This is a genomic window from Saccharothrix deserti (assembly GCF_009769385.1).
Lineage (GTDB): Bacteria > Actinomycetota > Actinomycetes > Mycobacteriales > Pseudonocardiaceae > Actinosynnema > Actinosynnema deserti.
On the sequence record NZ_VKAB01000017.1, the window covers coordinates 122,190 to 145,116 of the forward strand.

A 22,927-nucleotide genomic window follows, 5' to 3' on the forward strand; every position below is an offset into this window, starting at 1 on the left:
GGCCAGAAGGTCCTCGTCGGTTCGAGTGGTTGAGGCTTGCCTAACCTTACCGAGGTTTGCCTAACTCGCACCGTAGCGGTGACTCCGGTCACCCCGGAATCGCCAAACGGTTGAATGTTCGCGCTGAGCGGACAGCACCCGATCCGTGGAATCTGCCAGGCAGATCACGCGTTGATACCGATGTCAGAGATCCCCGAAGACCACTGCCTGCGATCGGGGACTGGGAGTGTCGGGCCTGGCGACTACAGTGGTCCCACGGTGCCGCGCTCTCCACGGTCAGCCAGACGGTCGGCCAGGGGTGAGCCCGAGGACCGCCGGCGCAGCAGTCAGGGAGTGCGAATGTTCGAAAGGTTCACCGACCGCGCGAGGCGGGTGGTTGTCCTGGCCCAAGAAGAGGCCCGGATGCTCAACCACAACTACATCGGCACCGAACACATCCTCTTGGGGTTGATCCACGAGGGTGAAGGTGTCGCCGCCAAGGCGCTGGAGTCGTTGGGGATCGCGCTGGAGGGCGTCCGCCAGCAGGTCGAAGAGATCATCGGCCAGGGCCAGCAGGCCCCATCCGGCCACATCCCCTTCACCCCGCGCGCAAAGAAAGTGCTCGAGCTGTCACTGCGCGAAGCGCTGCAGCTCGGACACAACTACATCGGCACGGAACACATCCTGCTCGGCCTGATCCGCGAGGGCGAAGGCGTCGCCGCGCAGGTGCTGGTCAAGCTCGGCGCGGACCTCAACCGGGTGCGCCAGCAGGTTCTCCAGCTCCTGTCCGGCTACTCCGGTGGCAAGGAGCCCGCCGAGTCCGGCGGCCGCGGTGAGGGCACCCCGTCCTCGTCCCTGGTCCTCGACCAGTTCGGGCGCAACCTGACCGCCAGCGCGCGGGAGGGCAAGCTCGACCCGGTGATCGGGCGCACCAAGGAGATCGAGCGGGTCATGCAGGTGCTGTCCCGCCGCACCAAGAACAACCCGGTCCTGATCGGCGAGCCCGGCGTGGGCAAGACCGCCGTGGTCGAGGGCTTGGCCCAGATGGTGGTCAAGGGCGAGGTGCCCGAGACGCTGAAGGACAAGCAGCTCTACACGCTGGACCTGGGTTCGCTGGTCGCGGGCTCGCGTTACCGCGGTGACTTCGAAGAGCGCCTGAAGAAGGTGCTCAAGGAGATCCGCACGCGCGGCGACATCATCCTGTTCATCGACGAGATCCACACCCTGGTGGGTGCGGGTGCCGCCGAGGGCGCGATCGACGCCGCGTCGATCCTCAAGCCCATGCTGGCCCGGGGCGAGCTCCAGACCATCGGCGCGACCACCCTCGACGAGTACCGCAAGTACGTCGAGAAGGACCCCGCCCTGGAGCGCCGGTTCCAGCCGATCCAGGTCGGCGAGCCGTCGCTGGAGCACACGATCGAGATCCTCAAGGGTCTGCGTGACCGGTACGAGGCGCACCACCGCGTCTCGATCACCGACTCCGCGCTGGTCGCCGCCGCCACCCTGGCCGACCGGTACATCAACGACCGGTTCCTGCCGGACAAGGCGATCGACCTGATCGACGAGGCGGGCGCGCGGATGCGCATCCGCCGGATGACCGCGCCGCCGGACCTGCGCGAGTTCGACGAGAAGATCGCCGACGTGCGCCGGGACAAGGAGTCCGCGATCGACGCGCAGGACTTCGAGCGCGCCGCGAAGCTCCGCGACCAGGAGAAGACGCTGCTCGGCCAGAAGGCCGAGCGGGAGAAGCAGTGGAAGGACGGCGACCTCGACGTCGTCGCCGAGGTGGACGACGAGCAGATCGCCGAAGTGCTGGCGAACTGGACCGGCATCCCCGTGTTCAAGCTCACCGAGGAGGAGACCACGCGTCTGCTCCGCATGGAGGACGAGCTGCACAAGCGGATCATCGGCCAGGTCGACGCCGTCAAGGCGGTCAGCCAGGCGATCCGCCGCACCCGGGCGGGTCTGAAGGACCCGAAGCGCCCGTCGGGCTCGTTCATCTTCGCCGGCCCGTCCGGTGTGGGTAAGACCGAGCTGTCGAAGGCGCTGGCGAACTTCCTGTTCGGCGAGGACGACGCCCTGATCCAGATCGACATGGGCGAGTTCCACGACCGCTACACGGCGTCGCGCCTGTTCGGTGCCCCTCCCGGGTACGTCGGCTACGAAGAGGGCGGCCAGCTCACCGAGAAGGTGCGCCGCAAGCCGTTCTCGGTGGTGCTGTTCGACGAGATCGAGAAGGCGCACCAGGAGGTCTACAACACGCTGCTCCAGGTGTTGGAGGACGGCCGCCTGACCGATGGTCAGGGCCGGACGGTGGACTTCAAGAACACCGTCATCATCTTCACGTCCAACCTGGGCACGTCGGACATCAGCAAGGCCGTCGGCCTCGGCTTCACCTCGGGTCAGGACACCGCGTCCAACTACGAGCGCATGAAGAACAAGGTCAACGACGAGCTGAAGAAGCACTTCCGGCCCGAGTTCCTCAACCGCATCGACGACATCATCGTCTTCCACCAGCTCACGCAGGACGAGATCATCAAGATGGTGGACCTGATGATCGCCCGCGTCGAGACGCAGTTGAAGAACAAGGACATGGCGATCGAGCTCACGGATCGCGCGAAGATGCTGCTGGCCAAGCGCGGGTTCGACCCGGTGCTGGGCGCGCGGCCGCTGCGTCGCACGATCCAGCGGGAGATCGAGGACCAGCTGTCGGAGAAGATCCTGTTCGGGGAGATCCAGCCCGGCCAGATCATCATCACCGACGTCGCGGGCTGGGACGGCGAGTCCGAGGCCGACGACAAGGCGCACTTCGTGTTCCGCGGTGAGGCCAAGCCGCTCCGCGTGCCGGACGCTCCGCCGGTCGACCTCGCGTCGTCCGCAGGTGGCGACTCCGGTGGCGAGTCGGACTCCGAGTCCGCCTGACGCCTGACGGCTGAACGACCCCGAGTCGAAGCGCCCCCCGGTTCTCCGGGGGGCGCTTCGCGTGTCCGGGGTCGGTGCGGGGCGCACGCGGTCGTGCGCACGCCGTCAGCGATACCTCCGTTTCGGGCAGACTGGGTGTCGTGGTCGACATCGAGGAACGCCGCACCAGGCGCGGCGGGACGACGTTCCTGCTGGTGGTGGCGGCCATCGCGTTCGTTCTCGCCGCGTGCACCCGGCTGCTGGGGATCGACGGCAGCCGGCACATGCTCGCCACGACCGCCCTCACGCCGTACTTCACGGCGGCCGGGGTCGTGTTGGGCGCGCTCGCGCTGCTCCTGAGACGTTGGGTGGTCGGCCTCGTCACGTTGTTGGTCGCGGTGGTGCTGGTGGCGGCCGTCGCGCCGCGGGCGTTCCCCGATTCACGCCCGGTGGGCGTCGGCCAGGACGTCACCGTGATGGCGGCGAACCTGCTGGTCGGCAAGGCCGAGGCGGAGGCGGTGGTGGCGGCCGTGAGGGCGCACGACGTCGACGTGCTGGCCCTCCAGGAGCTGACGCCCGCGATGGTGCGCGATTTCGAACGCGCCGGCCTCGGGAAGGTGCTGCCGTACCGGCACTTCCTGGACGAACCGGGCGGGTCCGGTTCCGGTATCGCGTCCCGCTACCCGCTGTTCCCGCGCACGCTCACGCCGCCCAGCAAGTTGCGCCAGGCCGGCGCGCTGGTCGACCTGCCCGGTGACGACCTGGAGATCCTGTCCGTGCACCCGATGCCGCCGGTGGTCGCCGCCGGGCCGGAGAACTGGCAGCGCGACATGGCGGGCCTGCCGAAACGGGAGATCAACGGACCGGTGCGGGTGCTGGCGGGCGATTTCAACGCCACCCTCGACCACGTCGGCATGCGCCGGCTCCTCAACGACGGTTACGTGGACGCGGCCGACCAGGTCGGCGAAGGCCTGAACCCGACGTGGCCGTCCGGCGCGCTGTGGCCGCCGCCGGTGGCCATCGACCACGTGCTGGTGGACAGCCGGTGCCCGGTGGACACGTTCGCCGTGGTCGACATCCCAGGCTCGGACCACCGGGCCGTCGTCAGCCGATTCGTCGTGCCAGCTCGGTGATCGCTTCGAGCGCGCCCATGGGCAGCGACACCCCGCGCCCGTGCCGGACCTCCGGCTCACGCGGGTTGATCCTGATCAGCGCGCCCGAGGCGGCACTGGCCAGCTCCGCCTGACGGCGCACGGTCGGCACCGCGAGACCCGCGCCGACTTCGATCACGGCGAGGTTCCGGTGCGCGCGCCGCCACTCCACCAGCGCGTCCAACGCCTTCTGCGACGGTCCCGCGATCCACGACCAGTCGCCGAACATGAGGATGTTCGGCCTGGCCAGGCCACCGCAGTTGCGGCACGACGGCAGCGACCCGGTCGCGCGCATCGACTCCGGGTCCACGTGCACCGCGATGTCGTCGGCGGGCCACACGTCGTCCGTGCACGGTTCCACGCACTGCAGGTGGTGGATCGAGCCGTGCACCTCGGCCACGTCGGTGAACCCGGCCCGCTGGAACTGGCCGTCCACGTTCGACGTGAACACCCGCGCGCCCCAGTCCCGGAGCACGCGGAAGCCGTCGTGCGGCACGGTGCGGCGGTACAGGTCGAGCCGGTGCCCGTAGAAGCCCCACGCGAGCGTCGGGTCCTCCACGAAGTGCACCGGGTCGGCCAGTTCCTCGAACCGCAGCCCCAGCCGTTCGTACGGCGGGTACGCCTGCCAGAAGCCGGTGGCGCCGCGGAAGTCCGGCAGGCCGGAGTCGACGCCCATCCCGGCGCCCGCGCACACCAGCAGCGCGTCGGCGCCCTCGATCAGCTCCGCCGCGCGGTCGAGACCCTCAGACAACCCCCTGATTGTCAGCGCTTGGGCTGGGAGCTGAGCACGACCTCGAACTCCAGCAGGTCCGAACCGGTGCCCACCGGCTTGGCCCGCTCGCCCGAGTGCGCCTCCTTGGCCCGGCCGCCCATCCAGTTCTGGAAGGCCTCCTCGGTCTCCCACTGCGTCACCACGAAGTACCGGTCGTCACCCTTGACCGGCCGCAGGAGCTGGAAGCCGAGGAAACCGGGCTCGGAGTCGACCGCGCCGAGCCGCGCGGCGAACCGCTTCTCCAGTTCCGGGCCCGAGCCGTCGGGAACGTGGATCGCATTGATCTTCACAACCGCCATGACCCCGACGTTACCGCAGGACGGCCGCGCTAACGGCGCAGCGAGCCCGGGTACAGGTATTCGTCGGCGGGCACCTCGTCGCCCCGGAACCACGCGGCGAAGAAGGCGTCCAGATCCTGCCCCGAGACCTGCTCCACGTGCGCCTCGAACTCCGGCCACGACGCGTTGCCGTCCCGGTGCTTGGCCGTCCAGCCCTTGAGGACCTGGTCGAACGCCTGGTCGCCGACCTGGCGGCGCAACGCGTGCAGCGCGAGCTGGCCCTTGTCGTAGACGCCGCGGAACTCGTTGCCGCGGCCCATGTCGTAGAGCTTGCGGCCCCAGTACGTGTCCCGGTCGCCGGTCCGCTCGATCTCGGCGTGGTACAGGCTGTCGAGGTCGACGTTCCCCTGAGCCTCGTCCCACAGCCACTGGGCGTAGCTGGCGAAGCACTCGTTGAGGCAGATGTCGGCCCAGTTCTCCACCGTCACCGAGTCGCCGAACCACTGGTGCGCGTTCTCGTGCACGACGGTGTCCAGATCGGCCCACCCGGCGTAGATCGGCCGGGTCTGGGTCTCCAGCGAGAACCCGATGTTGTCGGCCAGGAAGATCCCGCCCGCCGATTCGAACGGGTAGGGCCCGAACTTCTCGGACAGGAACGCGAGGACCTCCGGCAGCCGCTCCTGGTGTTGGCGGCCGTTCTGCGCGCCCGGCGCGTAGGCGTCCACCACCGGCGTGCCGTCGGGCAGGGTGGACCGCTCGATCGTCCACTTGTCGATCGCGATCGTGGTCAGGTAGGTGGCCATCGGTTCTTCGGCGGCCCAGCGGAACGACGTCCAGCCGTCCGCGCTGGTCGAGCCCTGCTCGACGCCGTTGGAGACCACCGACCAGCCCTCCGGGACCCGCGCGGTCAACGAGAACGTCGCCTTGTCGCGCGGGGTGTCGTTGGCCGGGAACCAGGTGGTGGCCGAGTGCGGCTCGCCGGCCGCGAACGCGCCGCCGGTCGTGGAGATCTGCCACCCGCTGCGGCCGAGCGCCCGGTCCTCCACCACGGTCGGCTGCCCGCCGTAGGCGACCGTGGTGGTGAACTCCTCGCCGTTGCGCAACGCGCGTCCGGGCACGACGACCAGCTCGTGGTCGCCTTGCCGCTCGAAGCTCGCCGCCTTCGTCCCGCCGACGTCGACGCTGGTGACCTCCAGCTCGTACAGGTCGAGGTTGAACCGGGACAGGTCGGCGGTCGCCTTGGCGGTGATCTTCGCGACGCCGTCCAGCCGCTTGGACGTCGGGTCGTAGCTGATCGACACGTCGTAGCCGCTGACGTCGTAGCCGGTGTTGCCGTCCTTCGGGTAGTACGCGTCACCCGCGCCGTCACCGCCCTCGGCGTTCACCACCGGCGGGGTCGTCGCGCCGGTCGTGGCGGGCGCCGCGGCCTGCTCGTCCTGCGGCAGTCTGGCCACCAGGATCCCGGCGGCCACCAGCACCAGGGTGAGGATGAGCAGGTACGGGCGTGCCTTGGGGCTGATGGCCATGCCGACATGATGCACGCATGAGTGTTGCGGAGTTCGGGGGATCCGGGCAGGGCATCCTGCTGCTCCACGGCCTGATGAGCCGGGCGAGCACGTGGTGGACGGTCGCGCGGTGGCTCGAGCCCTACGGCCGGGTGGTGGCGCCGGACGCGCGCGGGCACGGCCGCAACCCGGTGCGGGGACCGTTCCGGACCGAGGACTTCGTCGCCGACGCGGCGGCCGTGATCGAGCGGTTCGACCTCGCGCCCGCGGTGGTGATCGGGCACTCCATGGGCGGGCTGCACGCGTGGGCGCTCGCCGCGACCCGGCCCGATCTCGTGCGCGCGGTCGTGGTCGAGGACGTGGTGCCGGACAACCGGGGCCGCACGATCGACGAGTGGAAGTGGTACTTCGACGCGTGGCCGGTGCCGTTCCAGTCCTTGGCGCACGTGCGGTCGGTGGTGGACGTGCCGCGGGTGGAGGAGATGTTCGAGGAACGGGAGGACGGCTGGCACCTCATCGCGCGGCTGCCCGACCTGTACGAGATCGCCGCCGAGTGGGGCGAGCGGGCGTACTGGGACTTCGTGGATGCAATCCGGTGCCCGATGCTGGTGATCGAGGCCGGGCGGGGCGGGTTGCGGGCCGGGCAGATGGCCGAGGTGGCGCGGCGGACCGGGGCGTGGCACCTGGTCGTGCCCGAGTCCGGGCACGTGGTGCACGACGAGGCGCCGGAGGTCTACCGGGGTGCGGTGGAGGCGTTCCTGAGCGGGTCGATCGCGCCGGTCTGAGTGTCCACGATCGCCATCTCCCTGGTCTTGGCGCGGATCGGCGTGATCGGGTGCAGTTCGGCGAAGGCCGTCTTCACGTCGGCGTCCTCGCCGTTGAACAGCGTGCAGTGCGGTACCCAGTTGCCCGGCAGGTGCTGGGCGTTCGGGTGCTTCACCCGGCCCGCGAGCACGTCGTGCACGGCCGAGTGGACGGCCAGCAGCTCGCTGTCCACGACGGCGCCCAGCTGAAGGGTGTTCTCGGTGGCGCTGAGCGTGTGCAGCCACACGTCCGGTAGCCAGAGCCGGGACAGGTCCTCGCGCAGCTCGGCGCGCACCTTCGGCCCGATCGCGCCCGCCGCCGCGTAGGTCAGGTGCGGTGGCAGCTCGGACCGCGCGCCGATCCGCCGCCACAGGCCGCGCACCGCGTTGTCCGCCTCCGCGTCGAAGAACACCACGAGCGCGTGCACGTCAGTGCTCCCCGGGCAGCGCGAACAGGCCGTCTTGCGTCTGCTCGACCAGGCCGTCGACGAGGAGCGAGTGCAGGCACCGGTCCCGCTGGCCCGCGTCCGACCAGACGACGTCGAGCCGGGTCTTCGCCACCGGTTCGCTGGTGCCGCGCAGCACGTCCAGCAGCAGGCCGCGCACCTGGCGGTCGGTGCCCGCGAACTTCTGCACCGCTTTGACCGGGCCGTCGTACGCCGGGCGGCCGTTGAGCTGCCACGCGCAGGCGTCGAACACCGGGCAGTCGGCGCACTTCGGTGCGCGGGCCGTGCAGACGAGGGCGCCCAGTTCCATCAACGCGGCCGAGTAGACGGCGGCGTGCTCGTCGGGGAGGAGGACCTCGACGTCCCGGAGGTCCTTGGTCGTGGACGGCGGGCCCGCGTCACCCGCGCCGTGCACGGCCCGTGCCACGACCCGCCGGACGTTCGTGTCGACGACCGGGCACTTCTGCCCGTAGGCGAACGCCGCGACCGCCCGTGCCGTGTACGCGCCGATGCCCGGCAGGGCGAGCAACGTGTCCACGTCCTGCGGGACCACGTCGCCGTGCTGCTCGGCGATGGCCTGCGCGGCGGCGTGCAGGCGGAGCGCGCGGCGCGGGTAGCCGAGCTTGCCCCAGGCGCGGAGGACGTCGCCCTGGCTCGCCTCCGCCATCGCCGACGGCGTCGGCCACCGGGCCAGCCACTCGTGCCAGACGGGTTCGACCCGTGCGACGGGGGTCTGCTGCAACATGATCTCGCTGACCAGCACACCCCACGCCGTGCACTCCGGCCGTCGCCAGGGCAGGTCACGGGCGGTGTCGGCGAACCAGTCGAGGAGGAGCTCGGCGTCCAGGCTCATAGCGCCGACCAGTCTCCCACGACCGTGCCGCGGGTCAGATCACCTCGGTCAGCTCACCCGTGTGCACGTCGTAGACGAACCCGCGCACGTTGTCGCGGTGCGGCAGGAAGGGGCTGTGCCGGACCCGGTTCATCGAGCCGCGGACGCTGTCCTTGGCCTCGCGGAACGCCTCGACCGACCACGTCGGCCGCATACCGGAGTCCTGCTCCAGCTCGTCCTTGAAGGCGTCCTCGGTGACCAGTTCCAGGCCGCAGTTGGTGTGGTGCACCAGCAGCACCTCGCGGGTGCCGAGCTTGCGCTGGCTCAGCGCCAGCGAACGGATCATGTCGTCGGTGACGACGCCGCCCGCGTTGCGCAGCACGTGCGCCTCACCCTGCTTGAGGCCGAAGATCTCGAACACCCGGATGCGCGAGTCCATGCAGGTCAGGATCGTCACGTGCATCGAGGGACGTGGTGAGGAACGGTCGCCGGGGACGATGTTGCCCAGTTCGGCGTTTCGGCGGAGCAGCTCATCGATCGCGGTCATCGCGCACCTCCCGTGTTCTCTGGGATTGGAACCCGGGTCCCGCATGTCGGGCAAGAGAATCGGACGAGCATCACGTTCACTCACGTTCGCCGCATCGTTCGCCACGATCCCGGCAGCCTCGGCCGGGCGCGTTCATCCGCCGATGACCGCAGCCACCTGGCCGAGCAGGGGCCCCCTTTACGGCGGGGACCCTGCTCGGCGTTTGCGGTCAGTGCGTGGTCACGGGCCGAACCAGCGTTCCTCGGCGGTGCCGCGGGGGGAGGCGGCGGTGGCGCCCAGGACCAGTTCGGTGGACAGGGTCACGGCTCGGGGACGGGTGCGCTCGGCCGAGTCGAGGAGGAGTTTGCCCGCCGCACGGCCCTTTTCCAGGACCGGCTGCCGCACCGTCGTCAGGCCTGCCTGCTCGGCCTCGCGGATGCCGTCGAAGCCGGTGACCGTGATGTCGGCCGGCACGCGCAGGCCCCGCCGCTGGACCTCGCCGAGAGCACCGAGAGCCAGTATGTCCGACGTGCAGATCAGCGCCGTGATCTGCGGGTCGCGCTCCAGCACCTGCGCCGCCGCCGAAGCGCCGGACGCCATGGTGTGGTCGAACCGCTCCGCCACCGGCACGGTGGCCCACTCGACGCCGACCGACGCGAACGCCTGCGCCAGCCCCGCCAACCGGGCCCGCTGCACGTGGAAGTGCGCCGCCTGCTGACGTTCCGGCGTCACGAAATCGTCGTTCCGGTCCCGCGCCAACCTCATGCACACCACGCCGACCCGCCGGTGCCCCAACGAGATCAGGTGCTGCGCCAACGCGTGCATGGCCGCCTGGTCGTCGATGCCGACGCGGTCGACGTTGTCGAGGTCGGGCTGGTCGCACACGACGGTCGGCACCGGCCGTTCCAGCACCGCGGCCAGGTGCGGGTCGTCGTCGGGCACCGAATACACCACGAAACCGTCCACCCCCGCCCGGTGCACGGCCGCCACGTCCTCGCGCTCCGGGTTCGCCGGCACGAGCAGCAGCCCGGTCCCGGCGTCCTCGCACGCGAGCGCCAACCCTTCGAGGAACCCGATCGCCGCCGGGTCGCGGAACGCGTAGGACAGGTTCTCGGTGAGCAGGAGGCCCACCGCACCGGCCTTCCTGGTCCGCAGTGAACGGGCAACCGGGTCGGGCCCCGGGTACCCGAGTCGTCTAGCTGTCTCCAACACCCGGCGTCGCAGCTCTGGCGAGAGCTGGTCGGGACGGTTGTACGCGTTGGACACCGTTGTCCGGGAAACACCCAGCTCCGCCGCCAGTGAGGCGAGCGTCGCGGGGCGTCGCACATGCATCGACCGCGCCATGAAGTGACCGTAACGGTTCAGAACCAATTACAGAAGTGGGGGTGACGGGCGTCCCTCTGGATCGCCATCAGTGCAGGTAGGACTACGTTACCTTGAAGTACAATGGTCTAAACCAATGAGGGTGGCGCGGACGACTCGCGCACCACCAGCCTGGGTCGGAAAACGCGCGTGTAATTGCCGGCCGGACGTCGCCGCCGATCGGGGTCGAGCCGGTGCACCAACTCGTCCACGGCCGCCGCCGCCATCTCTTCGATCGGCTGGGCCAAAGTGGTCAACGACGGCGAGCAATAGGACGCCAGCGGGATGTCGTCGAACCCCACCACCGACAGGTCGCCCGGCGCGGACAGCCCGCGCCGGTGCGCCTCCCGCAGCACGCCGATCGCCATGTGGTCGGACGAGCAGATCACCGCCGAAGGCCGCACCGTGTCCAGCAACGTCGACACCGCCTCCGCGCCGCCCTCCGGCCCGAACGGCGCGTGCGCCACGAAGTCGGACGACGCCGGCAACCCGTCCTCCTCCAACGCCGCCGCCCACCCGGCCCGCTTGAGCCGCGACGGCAACGACCGCGCCGGACCCGACACGAACCCGATCCGCCGGTGCCCCAACTCCACCAGGTGCCTGGTCGCCGCGTACCCCGCGTGCTGCTCGTCCACGGTCACGTCCGGCACGTCCAGCGACGGCGTCGCCCCGTTGAGGAACACCATGTGCACGCCGTCGGCCAGCAGCTTCGCGTAGTACGACGGTCGCGGCGCCTGGCCGAGCGGCACCTCGACGTTGGTGATCTCCGGCGACACGAACACCATGCCCTCGACACCGCGCGCGAGGAGCATCCGCACGTACTCCTCCTCGCCCATCGCGCCGGCGCCGGTGGCACGCGTGTTGCACAGCAGCGACGAGTAGCCCAGCCGCGCGGCGCGCACCTCCAGCGCCTCGGCGAACGCCGGGAACACCGGGTTGGACAGCTCCGGCACGAGCAGCCCGATCACACCGGTCCGCTGGAGGGCGCCCAGCCCCCGTGGGGTGTAAGGCATTTCCGCAAGCACCCCGAGCACGCGCTGGCGCGTCTCGTCGTTTACGCCCGCCCGGCGGTTGAGCACCCGGCTGACCGTCGAGATGCTCACCCCGGCTGCCCTGGCGATCTCGGACAGACCGGACAACCGTGCCTCCTCGGTCCAACTGCGTGAAGTGGGTGAATGCAGCCTGCCGCCAGCGGCAAATTTTTGCAACGCCCACCTTGGTTTCCGCCGACCGGACGCGTCCGTTACGGCTTGGTTACGTCAAGACCCTTGACCCGCCCCTGGTCGGCGGGATGAAATCCGCGTCAACAATTTCGCAAGTTCTTGCAAGAGCCTTCATCACGGTGGAGGCGCAGGAGGGACGACAGCAACGATGCGACGTACCACCCTTGTGACCGCAGTGGCGGCAGTCGGCGCCCTAGTCCTCACCGCGTGCGGTGGTGGCGACGGCGGATCGGCGTCCGGCGACTCCGGTGAGATCACCTTCTGGGACACCAGCGGCCCGAACGAGAGCCCGGTGTTCACCAAGATCGCCCAGGACTGCGCGACCAAGGGCGGGTACAAGGTCAAGACCGAGACCGTCGCCTTCGACCAGGCGCTCAACAACTACCGGACGGCCGCCCAGGGCGGTCAGGGCCCGGACGTGTTCCGCGCCGAGGTCGCGTGGGTGTCGCAGCTGGCCAAGCTCGGCTACGTCGTCGACCTGACCGGCACCGAGCTGGCCACCGACACGGCCGACTTCCTGGAGACCCCGCTCGGCTCCACCGAGTACGACGGCAAGTCGTACGGCGTCCCCCAGGTCACCGACTCGCTGGCGCTGTTCTACAACAAGAAGCTGCTGGCCGACGCGGGTGTCGAGCCGCCGAAGACGTGGGACGAGCTGAAGGCCGCGGCGGCCAAGCTCGGCGGCGAGAAGACCGTCTTCATCAACAACGACGCGTACTACGCGCTGCCGTTCATCTACGGCGCGGGCGGCGACCTGGTCGACGCCGACGCGAAGAAGATCGTGGTCAACTCGGCGGAGAACGTGAAGGCGCTGGAGACCGCCAAGGGCCTGCTGGACGCCAAGGCCGCCTCCACCGCGCTGGACCCGGCGAACTCCTACAACAACATGCAGGCCGCGTTCACCTCCGGCGAGGTCGCCATGGTCGTCAACGGCCCGTGGTCGGTCGCCGACTACCTCAAGGGCGCCGCGTTCGCCGACCCCGCCAACCTGGGCATCGCGCCCGTCCCCGGTGACACCGCCGGCAAGGGCTCCGCGCCGGTCGGCGGCCACGACTACGTGATCCGCCAGGGCACCAAGGCCAAGGACTCGTCGATCAAGTTCATCGCCTGCATGAGCAGCGTCGAGTCGCAGGTGCAGATCGCCAAGGAACTGGGCCTGCTGCCCACCCGCAAGTCCGCCTACGAGAACGCGGACGTGAAGGCCAACGCGGTCGTCTCCGCGTTCGAGCCGGTCGTCACCGCCGCCCACCCGCGCGCGTGGATCCCCGAGGGCGGCCAGCTGTTCGACCCGCTGAAGATCGCCTACGCGGACGTGCTGGCCGGCAAGAAGGACGCCAAGACGGCGCTGGACGAGGTCGCCAAGGCCTACAAGGACACCGTCGTCCCCGAGTACACCGTCGGCTGACCGTGCCCTCGCGGGGGTCTCTCGGAGGAGAGGCCCCCGCGAGGACCGCTCGAAGGGAGACTTCGGTGCGCAGGTTCCTGGACCGGCACTGGTACGCGTACGCGATGGTGCTGCCGGTCGTGGTGGTCATCGCGGTGTTGGTGCTGTTCCCGCTCGCCCAGGGTGTGTTCTTCACCTTCACCAACATCAACGAGGGCAACATCGCCAACCCGATCCTGGATCGGCCGGCGACCTACGTCTCCGTTGGCCTGGACAACTACCTGAAGGTGCTCTCCGGCGACGCCAGCTACGGCGCGTTCTGGTCGACGTTGGTGCGCACGCTGGTCTGGACGTTCGGCTGCGTGTTCTTCCACTACACGATCGGCCTGGCGCTGGCCCTGCTGCTCAACCGGCAGGTGCGCGGCCGGGCGGTGTACCGGGTGCTGCTGATCCTGCCGTGGGCCGTGCCCGCGTTCATCAGCGCGTTCGCGTGGAAGTACATGTTCAACGCGCAGTACGGGATCATCAACCAGTTCCTGCGCTTCCTCGGCCTGCCCGACCCGGTGTGGCTGGGCCAGTCCGACTGGGCGCTGGTCGCGGTGGTCATCGTGAACGTGTGGCTCGGCGTGCCGTTCATGATGGTGGCGCTGCTCGGCGGCCTGCAGTCGATCCCCGGTGACCTCTACGAGGCGGCCGAGGTGGACGGCGCTTCGGCGTGGCAGCGGTTCCGGGACGTGACGCTGCCCGGCCTGCGGTCGGTGTCCAGCACGGTGGTGCTGCTGGGCATCATCTGGACGTTCAACATGTTCGCGATCATCTACCTGATCACCGGGCCGAACCCGAACACCCGGATCCTGGTGACCTACGCGTTCGAGCGGTTCTTCTCCGGCGCGTCCCGCGACTTCGCGGTGGCGTCGACCTACGGCGTGCTGATCCTGTCCGTGCTGCTCGTGTTCGCGGGCGTGTACCGGCGTGCGCTGCGCAAGCAAGGCGAGGTGTGGTGATGTCGGTCGAAGCCGCTTCGTTGCAGGCGGTCCAGCCTGCCCGCGGGCTCAAGCGGTCGGAACGGTCGGTGCTCGCGAGCGTCGGGCTGCACGGCGCTCTGGTCGTGGCGTCGCTGATCGCGGTGTTCCCGGTGTTCTGGGTGCTGGTGACGTCGTTCAAGCCGGACGCGAAGGCCGTGGAGACCACGCCGAAGCTGGTCAACGACTCCAGCGTGGACAACTACGTGCGGATCCTGTCCGGGGAGAAGGGCGACTTCCTGGCGTGGTTCGGCAACTCGGTGCTGATCGCGCTGATGACCACGGTGCTGGCGGTGTTCCTGTCCGCCACGACGGGGTACGCGGCGTCGCGGTTCCGGTTCCCGGGCAAGCGGTCGCTGATGCTGTCGTTCCTGGTCGTGCAGATGTTCCCGTTCGCGGTGCTGATCGTGCCGCTGTACAACATCCTGCTGGATCTGGGCCTGCAGGGCACGTCCCTTGGCCTGGTGCTGGTGTACTGCACGACCGCCGTGCCGTTCTGCACGTACATGCTGAAGGGCTACTTCGACACCATCCCCACCGACATCGACGAGGCCGGGCGGGTGGACGGCCTGTCACCGATCGGCGTGTTCTGGCGCCTGGTGCTGCCGCTGGCCCGGCCGGGTCTGGCCGTGACCGCGTTCTACGCCTTCCTGACCGCTTGGGGCGAGGTGGCGTTCGCGTCGGCGTTCCTGTCGGCGGCGGACGAGTCGAAGACGCTGGCGGTCGGCCTGCAGGTGTTCGTCCAGCAGAACCGGACCGAGTGGGGCCACCTGGCGGCGGCGTCGATCCTGGTCGCGATCCCCGCGATCGTCGTGTTCTACCTGGTGCAGCGGTTCCTGGTGACCGGCCTGTCGTCAGGCGCGGTGAAGGGCTGAGGTGGGCGCTTGTGCTGCTCGATGAGGTCCGCCGCGGTCACTTCGCGGGGTAGGCCGGGGCCGTGGGCGGTGGTGGGGCGGCCGTCCCGCCACCGCATCCGGTAGATCGCCGGCATTGGCATGTTCTTCAGGAACGGCCAGTCGACGGCGTGGCCCGCCGCGAGGAGGGCGCGGGCGGCGAAGGTGCCGTGCGTGCCGATCAGCACCACGCCGCCGTCGTGCTCCTCGGCCACTTCCGCCAACACCCGCGCCACGCGTGCGCTCAACCGCGCCATGCTCTCGCCGCCTGGACGGGCCTCGTCGGGGTTGTCCCAGCTGTGTGCGAAGTGCCGGACGTAATCGGGCGTCGGCGCGATTCCGGAGTCCCATTCCCGCAGGTCCCACCGGGTGTCGACGGTCAGGCCGAGCGCTTCGGCGGTGGGGCTGACCGTCTGCACTGCCCGCAGGTAGGGGCTGGACAGGACCGCGGTGGGACCGAGGACCCGTAGGACGTCGACCAGGTCGCGGGCCTGCGCCAACCCCTCGTCCGTCAACGGCCTGGTCATCTCGTCCGGGCCGTCCGGCGTGGGGATGACGGAGCTCGCGTGGCGGACGAGCACGAGGTCGGTGGCCATGCCTCAGGAGTACCAGACCCGCTGAACCGATGCGGAACTAGACCAATTCACCCGTTCCCGTAAGCGCTTGCAATCCCTAGCGTTGCGGCAAAGCTCGGGTAGTGAAAGGTGCGTTCGCATGGCTGAGGTCTCCTACGTCAAGGCTTCGCGGATCTTCTCCGGCAACCCGCCGGTCCGCGCGGTCGACGAGCTGTCGTTGGATGTCACCGACGGCGAGTTCCTGGTACTGGTCGGTCCGTCCGGCTCCGGCAAGTCCACCGCGCTGCGGATGCTCGCGGGTCTGGAGGACGTGGACGAGGGCGCCATCCACATCGGCGGCAAGGACGTCACCAACGTTCCGCCCAAGGGCCGTGACATCGCGATGGTGTTCCAGTCCTACGCGCTCTACCCGCACATGACGGTCGCGGAGAACATGGGCTTCGCGCTCAAGCTGCGCGGCGTCAACAAGGCCGAGATCAAGGAGAAGGTCGCCGAGGCGGCCAAGATGCTCGACCTGGGCAAGTACCTGGACCGCAAGCCGAAGGCCCTGTCCGGCGGTCAGCGGCAGCGTGTCGCGATGGGTCGCGCCATCGTGCGCGAACCGAGTGTGTTCCTCATGGACGAGCCGCTGTCCAACCTGGACGCGAAGCTGCGCGTGGAGACCCGCGCGAACATCGCCGCCCTCCAGGCGCGCCTCGGCACCACCACGATCTACGTCACGCACGACCAGGTCGAGGCCATGACCATGGGCCACCGGGTCGCCGTGCTCAAGGACGGCCTGCTCCAGCAGTGCGACACCCCGCGCGCGCTGTACGACAAGCCGGCCAACGCGTTCGTCGCCGGGTTCATGGGCTCGCCCGCGATGAACCTCAAGACCGTGCCGCTGACGTCGGAGGGCGCGAAGCTCGACGGCATCGTGGTGCCGCTGGAGCGCAGCGCGATGGACAAGGCGACCGCGGAGGGCCTGTCCGAGGTGACGTTCGGCATCCGGCCCGAGTCGCTGGCGCTGGTCAGCTCCTCCGAGCAGGGCATGGACATGACCGTCGAGCTGGTCGAGGAGCTGGGCGCGGACGCGCTCATGCACGGCTCGGTCCGCATCGGCGACGTGCCCGAGCGGTTCGTGGTCCGCGTGGACGGCCGCACGCCGCCCACCCTGGGCCAGACGGTGAAGATCGCCGTGCGCGACGCCACCGAGGTCCACCTGTTCCACCCGGAGTCGGGCTACCGCCTGACCGACTGACCCGAACCACCCACAGGGGCCGCTTCCGTTCCGACGGAGGCGGCCCCTGTGGCGTGCGGAACACCCCTTCGGTGGACAGAGCGGTGGCTGAGCGTTCTAAGCTGCACTCGACAACGGTTTCCATTGCCTGTCCATCCGCCTGTCGAGGAGTGCTCTGATGACCGTCCGCAACGTGTTGCTCGGCGCGGTGGCCGCCGCGACCGCCGTCGCCCTCACCGCCTGCGGCGCTCAGGACACCCCCGCCGCGAGCGGCAGCGGCACGATCAAGGTCGTGGCCTCCACCAACGTCTGGGGCAGCGTGGTCAAGGCCGTCGGCGGTGACGACGTCGAGGTCACCTCGATCATCAACGACCCGTCCGGCGACCCGCACTCCTACGAGAGCAAGCCCGCCGACGTGGCCGCGGTGCGCGACGCGAAGCTCGTCATCTTCAACGGCGGCGGCTACGACGACTTCTTCTCCACCCTGGTCGGCGAGGGCGGGACCGCCAAGAAGATCGAGACGTTCGCGGTCTCCGGCAAGGCCGCCGAGGAGGAGCCGGAGACCAGCGGCGAGCCCGAGCCCACCGGCGAAGAGGCCCACGACCACGCGGTCAACGAGCACGTCTGGTACGACTTCGAGACCGTCCGCAAGGTCGCCGACCAGGCCGCCGCCGACCTCGGCGCGATCGCGCCGGACAAGAAGGCGACGTTCGAGACCAACGCCAAGGACTTCGGCACCAAGCTGACCGAGCTGGAGCAGCGCGTCGAGGGCAAGGGCGCGGGCAAGAAGGTCGTCGCGACCGAGCCGGTGGCGCACTACCTGCTCGACACCGCGGGCGTCGAGGACGTCACCCCCGAGTCGTTCAGCGAGGCCGTGGAGAACGAGACGGACATCCCCGCCGCCGCGCTCGCCGACGTCACCCGGCTGATCGGGGAGAAGCAGATCACCGCGCTGGTCAACAACGTGCAGACCGAGAACGCGGGCACCAAGCAGGTCGTCGACCAGGCCAAGACGGCGGGCGTGCCGATCGCCGAGGTGACCGAGACGCTGCCCGAGGGCGTCACGGGTTACCTTGACTGGATGACGAAGCAGGTCGACTCGCTGGTGGGGGCGCTCGGCGTATGACCGTTTGGGGCAAGACGGCCCAGGTGACGGACAGGTCGACGCGCGCCGCGGTCGCGTTGCGCGGCGCGCGGCTGTCCTACGGCGACCGCGTGCTGTGGGACGGGCTCGACCTGGACGTCGCCCCCGGTGAGTTCGTGGCCGTGCTCGGACCCAACGGCTCGGGCAAGACCAGCCTCATCCGGGTCCTGCTCGGCCTGCAGCCGCTGTCCGCCGGCACCGTGCACGTCGCCGGCGGCAACCGGCGCATCGGCTACATCCCGCAGCAGCGGGCGATCGACGTCAGCCTCACCCTGCGCGGCCGGGACCTCGTCGGCTTCGGCCTGGACGGCCACGGCTGGGGCGTCGGCTGGCGGAACCGGCGCGAACGCCGGGGCAAGGTGGACGCGGCGCTGGAGTCCGTCGGCGCGATGAGGTACGCGGACGAGCCGATCGGCCTGCTCTCCGGCGGCGAGCAGCAGCGGCTGCGGGTGGCGCAGGCCCTGGTCGGCGACCCCGAGGTGCTGCTGTGCGACGAGCCGCTGCTCTCGCTGGACCTCGCGAACCAGCGCGTCGTGAGCGATCTGATCGACGCCCGCCGCCGCACCGCGGACACGGCCGTGCTGTTCGTGACGCACGAGATCAACCCGATCCTGCCGCTGGTCGACCGGGTGCTGTACCTGGTGGACGGTCGGTTCCGGATCGGCCCGCCCGCCGAGGTGATGACCTCGCGGACGCTGACCGAGCTGTACCGCACGAACGTCGAGGTGGTCCGGGTGCGCGACCAGATCCACGTGGTCGGCGCGCAGCACGTGTGCGAGGACGAGCCGCACCACGTGGCGGATGAGGGTTGATGGAGAACTTCTTCGACTTCCGGCTCACCGTCGAGCTGCTGGGCTACGTCCAGCCGATGCTCATCGCGGGTGCCGTGCTCGGGCTGGTGGCCGGGCTGCTCGGCCCGCTGGTCGTGACCCGCAAGATGGCGTTCGCCGTGCACGGCACGAGCGAGTTGGCGTTCACCGGCGGCGCGGCGGCCCTGCTGATCGGGATCGGCGTCGGGTACGGCGCGCTGGCGGGCTCCGTCATCGCGGCCCTGCTGCTGGGGCTGCTGAGCAGGCGTGATTCGGACCGGGACTCGGTGATCGGCGCGATCCTCGCGTTCGGCCTCGGTCTCGGCGTGCTGTTCCTCGCCCTCTACAAGGGACGGGCGGCGAACAAGTTCGGCCTGCTCACCGGCCAGGTGGTGAGCGTCGGGTCGACCGACCTGTGGCTGCTGATCGGCTCCTCGGTCGCCGTGCTGGCGGTGCTGGCGTTCATCTACCGGCCGTTGCACTTCGCCAGCGTGGACGCGGCGGTGGCCGTGGCGCGCGGCGTGCCGGTGCGCACGCTGTCGGTGGTGTTCGCGGTGCTGGTGGGCGTGGCGACGGCGTTGAGCGTGCAGCTCGTCGGCGCGCTGCTCGTGCTGTCGCTGATGATCACGCCCGCGGCGGCGGCGAGCCGGGTCACCGCGAGCCCGCTGAAGGCCACCGTGCTGGCCGTGGTGTTCGCCGAGGTGTCCGTGCTGGGCGGGATGCTGCTGTCGCTCGCGCCCGGTATGCCGGTGAGCGCGTTCGTCACCGCCGTGTCGTTCTTCATCTACCTGGTCTGCCGGCTGATGAGCGGCAAGCGGGAAAGAGTCCAGTAACACGTTTGGGATCGGCTGCGAGCGGGTACACGCGTCGCAAGGGGGCACCGGCCCGGCTGCGGGCCGCGCGGAAGCAGGTGCCATGCGACGCACGATGACGCCGGGGATCCACCGCGGTCGCGGTGGCGGATCAGGCCGTGCCCGCGACCGTCGTTCTTCCCGCAGCTGTCGTGCTCGTGCGTGCCGCACGCGTGGCTGTCGTGCTCGTGGCTGTCGTGCGCGTGCCCACTTAGCGCGTGTCCACTTAGGCGGACCGCGTGGCCCTGGCCGTCCCCTGCTCGACGGACTCGTCCAGCGACGGGTCCACCCGCGGTGCGGGCAGCAGTCGGATCTCGCCCGCAGCGACCCGCACCTGGTTGCGGCCGTTCTCCTTGGCCGCGTAGAGCGCCGCGTCGGCGCAGTGCTGGGCGTCGGTCAGGCACTCGCCGTTTTCCGGCAGCACGGCCACGCCGATGGACGCCGAGATGGCGCGCACCTCCGGCCCCTCCGGCGTCAACGGCAGGTTCCGACCGCGCAGGGTCACCGTGTTGCGGTGCTTGTCGGTGGTCACCACGGACATCTCACCGATCGCCTCGCGCACCCGTTCCGCGATGGCCGTGCCCTGCGCCAGACCCGTGTCGGCGAGCACCACGACGAACTCCTCGCCGCCGTCACGGCCCGCGACGTCACCGGGACGCAGCTTCTCCCGCAGTATCCGGCCGACCTCGGCCAGCACGGCGTTGCCCGCCGGGTGGCCCCACGTGTCGTTGATCCGCTTGAAGTGGTCCAGGTCGATCGCCAGCACGGTCACCGGCCTGCCCTCGTGCCGGCACCGGTCGGTGAGCCTGCCGCCGTACTCGTTCAGGCCGTTGGTGTTGAACAGGCCGGTCCGGTAGTCGGTGTGGGCGTCCTTCGTCAGCTGCAGGTGCGCCTGGTGCTGCTCGGCGATGAGCCGTTCGAGGTGGGCCTGGCGCTCCGACGCGCGGTGCAGCAGGGCGTTCACCAGGATCACCGGCACGACCAGCACGAACGGTGCCACCCAGTGCGTCGCGATCAGCATGCCGAGCATCGCACCGACGCCCAGCGTGGTCATCTCCAGCATGTTGTCGTTGCGCGAGCCGAGCGAGTCGGCGAACCGGGTGGCCGGGTTGACGATCTTCATCGCGATGGTCATCAGGAGCACCTGGACGAACCAGTACAGCGCCGCGACGCCGACCAGCACCGCGAGCAGGCCGAGGTCGGTCAGCACGCTGCCGGACGCCGCCAGGGAGAAGCCCGACAGGTGCACGGCGCCGCCCGCGAGGAGCGTGCTCGCCACGATGTGGGCGGACGTGAAGATGAAGCGGTACGGCTGCCGCCGCGCGATCGGCCAGATCACGATCCGCAACCAGACGGCCACCAACACGGCGAGGCTGCCCGGGAGCGCGATCGCGGCGGCGAAAGTCCACACCGAAGTCAGGTCGAAGTACGGGCCGGCGGATTCGTCACGCCGGGATTCCTCGGCGCGCCGGACGATCGTGAGGTGAACGGTGATCGCCAGCACCAAGGCGGTGAACCGAAGCCATTCCGTGCCCGTTGTAGAACCGACAGTAGTCAGCAGCCCAATGGCGGCAATTGCCACAGCCGCCTCGACCGAAAGGATGTAGGCGATCGCGGTGCGGCGCAGCGACCAGAGATCCCACCTGCGGATCTGGTGCCTCTGGACGACTGTCGCGGATGGCTCGTGGTCAGGCAAACTGTTCTTCACCACGTCCCCCTACACTCATGCCGCCGCCGCGCGGCACCACGCCGGCGCTGCGCCGGCCTTACGGACCCAGTCGGTACCCACGCGCGTAGAGGAGCATCTGCCATGCGTAACCGCGAGTGGTGACCTCATCGTTACCCCAGAGCCCGCCTCGAGAATCTTCACTGTGAGTGCGCACGCCCTCGCGGAGTGCGCACGAACGCTACGTCATGGGAATCGTCATTCATGATGAGTCCGTTTCATGTGGTCACCGCGTTCGGGTCCGTCCTGGTCCGCGACCGGTTCCAGGCTACGGTGGCCTGCGCCGCGAGGAGCAATCCGATGCCTCCCGCGCCCGCGAGTGTCGCGGTCACCGAGCCGATCGCGTGCGCCACCACGCCCGCCAGGGCCATCCCGCCGCCCTGGCTCGAACGCAGCGCCGTGCGCGCGATCCCGTAGGCCCGACCGCGGTAGGCGTCGGGCAGGATTCGCATCCACGCCGAACGCGCCGGCGTGTGGTACGCGCCCGCCATACCCGCGATGACCAGCAGTGCGATGGTCCAGGTCAGGTTGGGGTTCAACGCGAACATGACCAGGGGCGCCAAGGACAGTATGGCGAGTGGACCGATGAGCCGCTCGCGCTTGGCGGGGTCGCGCACCACCCGGAAGAGCACGGCCACGCCCAGGACGTTGGCCGCGGGCTCGATGGCCAGGATCAGGCCGACCGCCCACACCGCGTCCAGACTCGCCGCCAGGGGCACGGCAAGCCCCTCGGGAACCATGGCCAGGCCGGCGAGCAGGCGGATGCCCAGCAGGCTGCGCAGCCTGGGTTCGGTGAGCAGGAGCGTCAGGGCTCCCTGCGGGCCCTCGGGGTCGCGACGCGCACCGAGCGGATCGGCGGCCGGCCGGTGCCGGACGGAGAGCTGGACCAGGACCGCGACCCACACGAACGTCGCCGCGTCGATCACGAGCGCGACGTTGGCGCCGGCGCCGTGGACGAGGAACCCCGCGGCGGCCAAACCAGCCATCTGGGCGACATCCACGGACGTGCCGAACAGCGCCACGCCGTCGTCGTAGCGCTTCTCCGGCAGCACGTGGGGCAGGCTCGCCTCCTGGGCCGCCAGGAACGGCGACGAGATCATCAGGACGACGACCAGCAGCACCAGCATGATCCACAGCGGCATCCCGGGCACGGCCATGAGGCCGACCAGGACGGCCTGGAGCCACGCGCAGCACACCATCACCGTGCGACGGGGGAACCGGTCCGCGATCCAACCGAGCATCGGCCCGGAGATCAGCGACGGGAACAGCGTCAACGACCAGGTGAGGGCGGTCCAGGCGGGGGAGTGGGTGCGTTCGAACACCAACAGCGACAACGCGACCGCGGCGAGCTGGTCGCCGAAAGTCGACACCGTCGAGCCGATCCACATGCCGCGGAACTCGCGGTTGCCCACGAGCGCGCGGATGGTCCCCCCGGAAGTCACGACTCCCCCAGGTTGCTCGGCCCCGATGAGTGAGTCACGTTACCCCCACCCGAAGTAACAATTCCCTCGGTTAGCACGGTAGAA

Annotated in this window: 21 protein-coding genes; 10 read left to right on the forward strand and 11 right to left on the reverse strand. The window is 69.8% G+C overall.

The annotated features are described in order from the left end of the window. Positions 1–339: 339 nt before the first annotated feature. Positions 340–2,901 carry an ATP-dependent Clp protease ATP-binding subunit gene (locus FM051_RS27300; protein WP_158848211.1) on the forward strand — a complete coding sequence of 854 codons (2,562 nt, stop codon included), beginning with the start codon at positions 340–342 and terminating at the stop codon, positions 2,899–2,901. A 140-nt stretch (positions 2,902–3,041) separates the two neighbouring features. Continuing rightward, on the forward strand, positions 3,042–4,013 hold the full coding sequence (locus FM051_RS27305; protein WP_158848213.1) for an endonuclease/exonuclease/phosphatase family protein: 972 nt from the start codon (positions 3,042–3,044) through the stop codon (positions 4,011–4,013). Here the strand turns inward: FM051_RS27305 and FM051_RS27310 are convergent. From FM051_RS27310 to FM051_RS27320, 3 genes are read right to left on the reverse strand one after another with little or no spacing between them, the layout of a single operon-like run. Continuing rightward, the gene (locus tag FM051_RS27310; protein ID WP_202919050.1) at positions 3,985–4,782 is read right to left on the reverse strand and encodes an SIR2 family NAD-dependent protein deacylase; all 798 of its coding nucleotides are present in this window, start codon (positions 4,780–4,782) and stop codon (positions 3,985–3,987) included. The two genes, FM051_RS27305 and FM051_RS27310, sit on opposite strands and share 29 nt — an antisense overlap. A gap of 11 nt (positions 4,783–4,793) precedes the next feature. Further along, entirely contained in the window at positions 4,794–5,102 is a 309-nt protein-coding gene (locus tag FM051_RS27315; protein ID WP_158848215.1) for an antibiotic biosynthesis monooxygenase family protein, read from the reverse strand. Between the two features lie 29 nt (positions 5,103–5,131). Beyond that, on the reverse strand, positions 5,132–6,607 hold the full coding sequence (locus FM051_RS27320) for a M1 family metallopeptidase (protein WP_158848217.1): 1,476 nt from the start codon (positions 6,605–6,607) through the stop codon (positions 5,132–5,134). Between the two features lie 17 nt (positions 6,608–6,624). Between FM051_RS27320 and FM051_RS27325 the strand changes: the two genes are divergently transcribed. Continuing rightward, positions 6,625–7,371 (forward strand): alpha/beta fold hydrolase, encoded by a 747-nt coding sequence (locus FM051_RS27325; RefSeq protein ID WP_158848219.1) that lies wholly within the window; start codon positions 6,625–6,627, stop codon positions 7,369–7,371. On the opposite strand, the gene FM051_RS27330 is transcribed toward FM051_RS27325, so the two are convergent. The 5 genes from FM051_RS27330 to FM051_RS27350 all read right to left on the reverse strand — a co-directional run bounded on the left by FM051_RS27330 (position 7,320) and on the right by FM051_RS27350 (position 11,694). Then, the gene (locus FM051_RS27330) at positions 7,320–7,817 is read right to left on the reverse strand and encodes a 2'-5' RNA ligase family protein (protein WP_158848221.1); all 498 of its coding nucleotides are present in this window, start codon (positions 7,815–7,817) and stop codon (positions 7,320–7,322) included. The genes FM051_RS27325 and FM051_RS27330 overlap by 52 nt on opposite strands. 1 nt (position 7,818) lies before the next feature. Continuing rightward, positions 7,819–8,688 (reverse strand): HhH-GPD family protein, encoded by an 870-nt coding sequence (locus FM051_RS27335; protein WP_158848222.1) that lies wholly within the window; start codon positions 8,686–8,688, stop codon positions 7,819–7,821. Positions 8,689–8,722: 34 nt separating this feature from the next. Then, on the reverse strand, positions 8,723–9,214 hold the full coding sequence (locus tag FM051_RS27340; protein ID WP_158848223.1) for a beta-class carbonic anhydrase: 492 nt from the start codon (positions 9,212–9,214) through the stop codon (positions 8,723–8,725). Positions 9,215–9,433: 219 nt separating this feature from the next. Further along, entirely contained in the window at positions 9,434–10,537 is a 1,104-nt protein-coding gene (locus tag FM051_RS27345; RefSeq protein WP_158848224.1) for a LacI family DNA-binding transcriptional regulator, read from the reverse strand. Positions 10,538–10,644: 107 nt separating this feature from the next. After that, complete coding sequence (locus FM051_RS27350) at positions 10,645–11,694, reverse strand: LacI family DNA-binding transcriptional regulator (protein WP_158848225.1); 1,050 nt, start codon at positions 11,692–11,694, stop codon at positions 10,645–10,647. Between the two features lie 259 nt (positions 11,695–11,953). Here FM051_RS27350 and FM051_RS27355 point away from each other — a divergent pair, with 259 nt between their 5' ends. The 3 genes from FM051_RS27355 to FM051_RS27365 are packed head-to-tail and all read left to right on the forward strand — an operon-like array spanning position 11,954 to position 15,059. Then, complete coding sequence (locus tag FM051_RS27355; RefSeq protein ID WP_238412682.1) at positions 11,954–13,183, forward strand: extracellular solute-binding protein; 1,230 nt, start codon at positions 11,954–11,956, stop codon at positions 13,181–13,183. Next, a complete protein-coding gene (locus tag FM051_RS27360; RefSeq protein ID WP_420803630.1) occupies positions 13,180–14,166 on the forward strand; it encodes a carbohydrate ABC transporter permease in 987 nt (328 codons plus the stop codon). Before FM051_RS27355 ends, FM051_RS27360 begins: the two co-directional genes overlap by 4 nt. Continuing rightward, positions 14,166–15,059, forward strand: coding sequence for a sugar ABC transporter permease (locus FM051_RS27365; RefSeq protein WP_158848229.1), 894 nt, complete (start codon positions 14,166–14,168; stop codon positions 15,057–15,059). The genes FM051_RS27360 and FM051_RS27365 overlap by 1 nt, the downstream gene beginning before the upstream one ends. Here FM051_RS27365 and FM051_RS27370 read toward each other — a convergent pair. After that, positions 15,002–15,673 carry a histidine phosphatase family protein gene (locus FM051_RS27370; RefSeq protein ID WP_158848230.1) on the reverse strand — a complete coding sequence of 224 codons (672 nt, stop codon included), beginning with the start codon at positions 15,671–15,673 and terminating at the stop codon, positions 15,002–15,004. The two genes, FM051_RS27365 and FM051_RS27370, sit on opposite strands and share 58 nt — an antisense overlap. A 118-nt stretch (positions 15,674–15,791) precedes the next feature. Between FM051_RS27370 and FM051_RS27375 the strand changes: the two genes are divergently transcribed. From FM051_RS27375 to FM051_RS27390, 4 genes are all read left to right on the forward strand, one after another. Then, a complete protein-coding gene (locus tag FM051_RS27375) occupies positions 15,792–16,892 on the forward strand; it encodes an ABC transporter ATP-binding protein (RefSeq protein WP_158848231.1) in 1,101 nt (366 codons plus the stop codon). A gap of 157 nt (positions 16,893–17,049) precedes the next feature. Next, entirely contained in the window at positions 17,050–17,997 is a 948-nt protein-coding gene (locus FM051_RS27380) for a metal ABC transporter solute-binding protein, Zn/Mn family (RefSeq protein ID WP_158848232.1), read from the forward strand. Next, positions 17,994–18,827 carry a metal ABC transporter ATP-binding protein gene (locus tag FM051_RS27385; protein WP_158848233.1) on the forward strand — a complete coding sequence of 278 codons (834 nt, stop codon included), beginning with the start codon at positions 17,994–17,996 and terminating at the stop codon, positions 18,825–18,827. The genes FM051_RS27380 and FM051_RS27385 overlap by 4 nt, the downstream gene beginning before the upstream one ends. Next, a complete protein-coding gene (locus FM051_RS27390) occupies positions 18,827–19,657 on the forward strand; it encodes a metal ABC transporter permease (RefSeq protein ID WP_158848234.1) in 831 nt (276 codons plus the stop codon). Before FM051_RS27385 ends, FM051_RS27390 begins: the two co-directional genes overlap by 1 nt. A 244-nt stretch (positions 19,658–19,901) precedes the next feature. Here FM051_RS27390 and FM051_RS27395 read toward each other — a convergent pair whose 3' ends face one another. Together FM051_RS27395 and FM051_RS27400 are read right to left on the reverse strand one after the other, a co-directional pair. Beyond that, positions 19,902–21,179, reverse strand: coding sequence for a GGDEF domain-containing protein (locus tag FM051_RS27395; RefSeq protein WP_238412697.1), 1,278 nt, complete (start codon positions 21,177–21,179; stop codon positions 19,902–19,904). A 440-nt stretch (positions 21,180–21,619) separates the two neighbouring features. Beyond that, entirely contained in the window at positions 21,620–22,843 is a 1,224-nt protein-coding gene (locus FM051_RS27400) for an MFS transporter (protein WP_158848236.1), read from the reverse strand. Positions 22,844–22,927 lie beyond the last annotated feature (84 nt).